Annotated in this window: 6 protein-coding genes; 2 read left to right on the top strand and 4 right to left on the bottom strand. The window is 59.4% G+C overall.

Annotation, left to right across the window (positions count from 1 at the left end; translation table 11 throughout):
* Nucleotides 1-35: 35 nt before the first annotated feature.
* The 4 genes from M5B97_RS19080 to M5B97_RS19095 all read right to left on the bottom strand — a co-directional run bounded on the left by M5B97_RS19080 (nt 36) and on the right by M5B97_RS19095 (nt 3,780).
* Complete coding sequence (locus M5B97_RS19080) at nt 36-617, bottom strand: YigZ family protein (protein ID WP_248732328.1); 582 nt, start codon at nt 615-617, stop codon at nt 36-38.
* A gap of 12 nt (nt 618-629) precedes the next feature.
* Complete coding sequence (locus tag M5B97_RS19085) at nt 630-1,289, bottom strand: TetR/AcrR family transcriptional regulator (RefSeq protein WP_123714333.1); 660 nt, start codon at nt 1,287-1,289, stop codon at nt 630-632.
* A gap of 87 nt (nt 1,290-1,376) precedes the next feature.
* Nucleotides 1,377-2,771 (bottom strand): nucleobase:cation symporter-2 family protein, encoded by a 1,395-nt coding sequence (locus M5B97_RS19090; RefSeq protein WP_248732329.1) that lies wholly within the window; start codon nt 2,769-2,771, stop codon nt 1,377-1,379.
* A gap of 88 nt (nt 2,772-2,859) precedes the next feature.
* A complete protein-coding gene (locus M5B97_RS19095; RefSeq protein ID WP_248732330.1) occupies nt 2,860-3,780 on the bottom strand; it encodes a LysR family transcriptional regulator in 921 nt (306 codons plus the stop codon).
* A 125-nt stretch (nt 3,781-3,905) separates the two neighbouring features.
* Between M5B97_RS19095 and M5B97_RS19100 the strand changes: the two genes are divergently transcribed.
* Together M5B97_RS19100 and M5B97_RS19105 are read left to right on the top strand one after the other, a co-directional pair.
* Nucleotides 3,906-5,255, top strand: a complete 1,350-nt coding sequence (locus M5B97_RS19100; RefSeq protein ID WP_123714336.1) for an aspartate aminotransferase family protein — start codon at nt 3,906-3,908, stop codon at nt 5,253-5,255.
* Between the two features lie 39 nt (nt 5,256-5,294).
* A complete protein-coding gene (locus M5B97_RS19105; protein ID WP_248732331.1) occupies nt 5,295-6,788 on the top strand; it encodes a CoA-acylating methylmalonate-semialdehyde dehydrogenase in 1,494 nt (497 codons plus the stop codon).
* Nucleotides 6,789-6,893 lie beyond the last annotated feature (105 nt).

Here is a 6,893-nt window from a genome sequence, read left to right on the forward strand (position 1 = left end):
ATCCACAGGCAGGTGCACAGTAGATGTGGGCAGTTTCAACGCTGTAGCAGGATGCGCCCACGGCTGAGGTCGGCGAGTTGGGTTTGCAGGGTGTCGATGTGAGCCTCCCCCAGCGCCAGTTGTAATTCGACGCCGTTGGCGGTGAAGTTTTCGTCCACCACCAAGCCGCCCAGTTCAGCGACGCGCAGTTTCACCAGGTTCAACTCGGAGAACCCGCAGGCGCAGCTCAGTGGCACACGGCTGATCAGTTCGATGCGCTCGGCATTTTGCAGGCATTTGTTCGCCCCGCCACCGTAGGCCCGGGCCAGGCCGCCAGTGCCCAGTTGGATACCGCCGTACCAGCGAATCACCAGCACTGCGACCTGATCGAACCCTTGGGCTTCGATGGCGGCCAGGATCGGCCGCCCGGCCGTGCCGCCGGGTTCGCCGTCATCATTACTACGGTACTGGTCGGCCAGCTTCCAGGCCCAACAGTTGTGCGTGGCGTTGAGGTCGCTGTGTTGCTCGAAAAACTTTTGGGCGTCCTGCGGGCTGGTGATTGGCGCGGCGAGGGTGATGAAGCGGCTTTTACGGATTTCTTCACGAAATTCGCAAAAGCCGGTGAGCGTGAAAGGCATAAGTCGCTTCGTTTATGGGGCTGGCTTGATGCCACAGCCTTTGAGAATGATGTGGATCAGGTTAGTGCCGGCATCTTCCATGTCCTGCTTGGTCAGCTTGGTGCGGCCGGTGACGCGGCAGATCTGCGTCGCGAAGTCGGCATAGTGCTGGGTGCTGCCCCACAGCAGGAAGATCAGGTGCACAGGATCGATAGGGTCCATCTTGCCCGCTTCGATCCATGCCTGGAACACCGCCGCCCGGCCGCTGAACCAGGCGCGGTAGTCCTGGCTGAAATACTCGGTAAGGCATTCGCCGCCGCTGATGATCTCCATCGCGAAGATCCGCGAGGCTTGCGGGTGACGCCGGGAGAACTCCATCTTGGTGCGGATGTAGCGAGTGAGCGCCACCGCCGGGTCGTCCTCGGCGGTCAGCGCGTTGAAGGTGCTGTCCCACAGTTCGAGGATGTTGCTGAGCACCGCGATGTACAGGCCCAGTTTGTTGGTGAAGTAGTAATGCAAGTTGGCCTTGGGCAGCCCGGCACTCGATGCGATGGTGTTCATGCTGGTGCCTTTGTAGCCGTGGCGCGCGAACTCATCTTCAGCGGCCTGAAGAATCGCTTGTTCGTTCTTTTGTCGAATGCGGCTGGCGGGCTTACCGGCGTGGTGGCTGTGGGCAGGAACTTCGAGGCTCATGGAGGTTTCCGTGCTGATCGATAGAGACGACGTGTGCACAGATAACCCACCCTCAAGCCTCAGACAAGTCCCGATGCAATAAAACCCTTAAAGCGGTTCCAGCGTGTCGCTTTCCGCAGCGTGATTTGCGCCAGCGCGACTGGCTTTGGCTTCGGGCAATAACAGGCACAACAGGATCGCCGTCAGCCCTCCGCTGGTGATGGCCGAGTCGAACAGGTTCTGCACCAGGGCCGGCATCAAATGCAGCAGGTTGGGTTGCGCGGCGATGCCCAGGCCCACGCCAAACGAGGTGGCGATGATCAGCATGCTGCGCCGGTCCAGCGGCGCCTGGGCGAGGATGCGTACACCCGCGGCGGCTACGCTGCCGAACATCACCAGGGTTGCACCGCCCAATACCGGCTTGGGGATTTGCTGCAGTACGGCACCAATCAGCGGAAACAAACCGAGACAGAACAGCACGAGGCCTATGTATAAGCCTACGTAACGGCTGGCCACGCCGGTGAGCTGGATAACACCGTTGTTCTGCGCAAAGGTGGTGTTGGGAAAGGCGCTGAAAGTGGCGGCGATCATGCAACTGACGCCATCGCCCAATACGCCGCCCTTGAGTCGGTTGATATAAGACGGGCCACTGATGGGTTGGCGGGCGATCATGCAATTGGCGGTGAGGTCGCCCACGGTTTCGATACTGCTGATCAGGTAAATCAGCGCGATCGGCAGGAAGGCGCTCCAATCGAAATTGAAACCAAAGCGAAACGGGATCGGCAGGCTGATCAAGGGCAAGTCAGGCAGGGCTTGAGGGACCAGTTTACCGCTCAACCAGGATGCAAGGCTGCCGAGGGCCAATCCGATAATGATCGCGGAGAGGCGCACCCATGGCGTGTTCGAGCGGTTGAGCAGGATGATCGTCAGCACCACGAACAGGCCCAGGGCCAGGTTGATGGGCGCGCCGAAGTCAGGAGCGTTGAAACCACCGCCCAGGTCGGTGATGCCCACTTTGATCAGGCTGATGCCGATCAGCGTGATGACAATCCCGGTCACCAACGGCGTGATTACCCGACGCAACTGGCCGATAAAACGGCTCAGTACGATCTGTACCAGGGCACCGAAAAAGCACACGCCGAAGATCATCGCCATGATGTCCTCCGGGCTGCCGCCGCGTTGCTTGACCAGGAAACCTGCCGACAGCACAGCGCCGAGAAACGCAAAGCTGGTGCCTTGCAGGCAGATCATGCCGGCGCCAATGCCAAATGGCCTGCGCGCCTGGATGAAGGTTCCTACGCCGGAGACCATGAGCGCCATGCTGATCAGGTAGGGCAGGTGGGCGGTCAGGCCTAGAGTGGACCCGATGATCAGCGGCGGGGTGATGATGCCGACGAAAGCGGCCAGCACATGTTGCATGGCGGCCAGGCATGCGGCGGTGGGTTTTGGCCGGTCGTTGAGGCCGTAGATCAGGTCGCTGGTGGTGGAGGATTCTGGTGGCATGGCGGGCAAACTCAAGGCGGACGGTTCAAGGTCCTGGGGCTCTTGCAAAAAGCTGTCCAGTTGCTCAGCTTTTGACGTAAGGCCCGAGTTAGCGCGTTGCGGCCAGACTTTCGAGGAAGCTTTCCAGCACCAAATGAGGGCGACGCCCCTTGCGCGTGACCGATGCCAGGCTTAAATCGTAAAAGCGTGTAGCCGATTTCAACGCACGCAGTCGGCCTTGTTGTACCCAGAGGCTGGCGTAGTGGTCGGGCAGGTAACCGATATAGCGCCCGGTGAGGATCAGGAACGCCATGCCTTCGCGGTCCGATGCGCTGGCGGTGCAGTTGAGGGCCTGGTAATGGGCCTGGATCTCGGCAGGCAGACGGAAAGTAGGGGCGATGGCGTCCTGGCTGTCGATACGGGCGTCGTCCAGCTGCGTGTCGTCGGCATAAAACAGCGGATGGCCGACGGCGCAGTAGAGCAGCGAACGTTCGCTGTACAACGGTTGGTATTCGAGACCCGAAAGAGCGCTGGCCTGAGGCACTACGCCGACATGCAGGCGGCCGTCGAGTACGCCTTGTTCGACCTCATTGGGCGCGATCATGCGGATCTGGATCTGCACGTCCGGGCCACGCTCTTTCAACTGCGCCAGGGCGTGGGTAATACGCATGTGGGGCAGGGTGACCAGGTTGTCTGTGAGGCCGATGATCAGCTCACCGCGCAAATGCTGGTGCAGGCCGTTGACCTCGGTACGGAAACTTTCCAAGGCACTTAAGAGCTGCAGCGCCGACTGATATACCTCACGGCCTTCTTCCGTCAGGGAAAAACCGGCACGGCCGCGCTGGCAAAGCCTTAAGCCGAGGCGTTGCTCCAGGTCACTCATTTGCTGGCTGATGGCCGAGCGCCCGATGCCTAGCACGGTTTCGGCGGCCGAGAAGCCACCGCATTCCACCACGCTGCGAAAGATGCGCAGCAGGCGGATATCGAAGTCGCTGACTTGGGCCAGGGGATCGGGGCGACGGCTACTCATAGTTTAGTGATTGCCTGACTGAAGGTTATAAAAGTTGGATTTCACCGACTTTATCGCCGTGGCAATTTAGCTGCAACACTGCTTTCCAATCCCGACGCTGCCTTTTGCCCTGCGAGGTTTTGCTGATGAACATGCCCGAAAACGCGCCTTCGTCCCTGGCCAGCCAACTTAAGTTGGATGCCCACTGGATGCCTTATACCGCCAACCGTAACTTTCAGCGTGACCCGCGCCTGATCGTGGCCGCCGAAGGCAGTTGGTTGACCGATGACAAGGGCCGTAAGGTGTACGACTCGTTGTCGGGTTTGTGGACCTGCGGCGCGGGGCACACACGTAAAGAAATCCAGGAGGCGGTCGCCAAGCAATTGGGCACCCTGGATTACTCTCCAGGCTTCCAATACGGTCATCCGTTGTCCTTCCAGTTGGCGGAAAAGATTACCAGCCTGACGCCTGGCAACCTGAACCACGTATTTTTCACCGACTCCGGCTCCGAGTGCGCCGATACGGCGGTGAAGATGGTGCGTGCCTACTGGCGCCTGAAGGGCCAGGCGACCAAGACCAAGATGATCGGCCGCGCCCGTGGCTATCACGGTGTGAACATCGCCGGCACCAGCCTCGGCGGCGTCAACGGCAACCGTAAGATTTTTGGTCAGGCCATGATGGACGTTGACCATCTGCCGCATACCTTGCTGGCGAGCAATGCGTTCTCCCGTGGCATGCCGGAGCAGGGCGGTATCGCGCTGGCCGATGAGCTGCTCAAACTGATCGAATTGCACGACGCCTCGAACATCGCCGCTGTGTTTGTCGAGCCGATGGCTGGTTCTGCCGGCGTACTGGTGCCGCCTCAGGGTTATCTGAAGCGTCTGCGTGAAATTTGTGACCAGCACAACATCCTGTTGGTGTTCGATGAAGTGATCACCGGTTTTGGCCGCACCGGTTCGATGTTCGGTGCCGACAGTTTTGGAGTGACCCCGGACCTGATGTGCATCGCCAAGCAAGTTACCAACGGCGCGATCCCGATGGGTGCGGTAATTGCCAGCAGCGAGATCTATCAAACCTTTATGAACCAGGCGACGCCCGAGTACGCGGTGGAATTCCCCCATGGCTACACCTACTCGGCACACCCGGTAGCCTGCGCGGCTGGTCTGGCGGCATTGGATCTGTTGCAGAAGGAAAACCTGGTGCAGAGCGTAGCCGAAGTCGCCCCGCACTTTGAGAATGCGTTGCACGGCTTGAAGGGCAGCAAGAACGTGATCGATATCCGCAACTACGGTCTGGCGGGCGCGATTCAGATTGCCCCACGCGACGGTGATGCCATCGTGCGTCCGTTCGAAGCCGGCATGGCCTTGTGGAAGGCTGGTTTCTACGTGCGCTTTGGCGGCGACACCCTGCAGTTCGGGCCAACGTTCAACAGCAAGCCGCAGGATCTGGATCGCTTGTTCGACGCGGTCGGCGAAGTGCTGAACAAGATCGACTGATTTCTCCTTCTATATAGAAAAATTTTTCAGGAGCCTTGCATGAGCCTTATCCAACACTTGATCAACGGTGAGTTGGTCAATGACAGCGGTCGTAGCGCCGACGTGTACAACCCTTCTACCGGCAAGGTGATCCACCAGGTGCCGTTGGCCAGTCGCGAAACCATTCAACAGGCGATCGACTCGGCTAAGGCCGCGTTTCCGGCTTGGCGTAATACCCCGCCAGCCAAGCGCGCTCAGGTGATGTTTCGTTTCAAGCAATTGCTGGAGCAGAACGAAGCACGTATCTCGCAGTTGATCAGCGAAGAACACGGCAAGACCCTGGAGGACGCTGCGGGTGAGTTGAAGCGTGGGATCGAGAACGTCGAATACGCATGCTCGGCCCCGGAGATTCTCAAAGGTGAATACAGCCGCAACGTGGGGCCGAACATTGATGCATGGTCGGATTTCCAGCCGTTGGGCGTGGTAGCCGGTATCACGCCGTTCAACTTCCCGGCGATGGTGCCGTTGTGGATGTACCCGCTGGCTATCGTCTGCGGTAACTGTTTCATCCTGAAACCTTCGGAGCGTGATCCAAGTTCGACGTTGCTGATTGCGCAACTGCTGCAGGAAGCCGGTCTGCCTAAGGGCGTGCTGAGCGTGGTGCACGGGGACAAGGGCGCAGTGGACGCGCTGATCGAAGCACCCGAAGTAAAAGCCTTGAGTTTTGTAGGCTCGACACCGATTGCCGAGTACATCTATTCCGAAGCAACCAAGCGCGGCAAGCGCGTACAAGCGCTGGGCGGAGCGAAGAACCACGCGGTGCTGATGCCGGATGCTGATCTGGACAACGCAGTGAGCGCCTTGATGGGGGCGGCGTATGGTTCCTGCGGCGAGCGTTGCATGGCTATCTCGGTGGCCGTATGCGTGGGCGACCAGGTGGCGGACGCGTTGATTGCCAAGTTGGTGCCGCAGGTCAAGTCGCTGAAGATCGGCGCGGGCACTTCTTGTGGCCTGGATATGGGGCCTTTGGTCACGGGCCAGGCGCGGGATAAGGTCAGTGGTTATATAGAAGATGGGGTAGCGGCGGGTGCCGAGTTGGTGGTTGATGGCCGTGGATTGAGTATTTCCGGCTATGAAGAAGGTTTCTTCCTGGGCGGCAGCCTGTTTGACCGTGTGACCCCTGAGATGCGGATCTATAAAGAAGAGATCTTTGGGCCTGTGCTGTGTGTGGTCCGGGTGAGCAGCCTGGAAGCGGCGATGCAACTGATCAACGATCACGAATATGGCAATGGCACCTGCATCTTCACCCGTGACGGGGAAGCGGCACGCTTGTTCTGTGACGAGATTGAAGTGGGCATGGTTGGCGTAAACGTTCCACTGCCGGTGCCGGTGGCCTATCACAGCTTTGGAGGCTGGAAGCGTTCACTGTTTGGCGACCTGCATGCCTATGGGCCGGATGGGGTGCGTTTCTATACCCGCCGCAAAGCAATCACCCAGCGCTGGCCGCAGCGGGCCAGCCATGAAGCGTCGCAGTTTGCCTTCCCCAGTTTGTAAGGCGAACTGAAAGCCGGCCCATCTGGGCCGGCTTTGCTTTTTTGGGGCTTTTTGACTGATATGACAGAAATATGAAAAAAGCGGTTGACGGCAGAATCTGGAGGC

It is taken from the genome of Pseudomonas sp. MWU13-2517, assembly GCF_023242545.1.
Lineage (GTDB): Bacteria > Pseudomonadota > Gammaproteobacteria > Pseudomonadales > Pseudomonadaceae > Aquipseudomonas.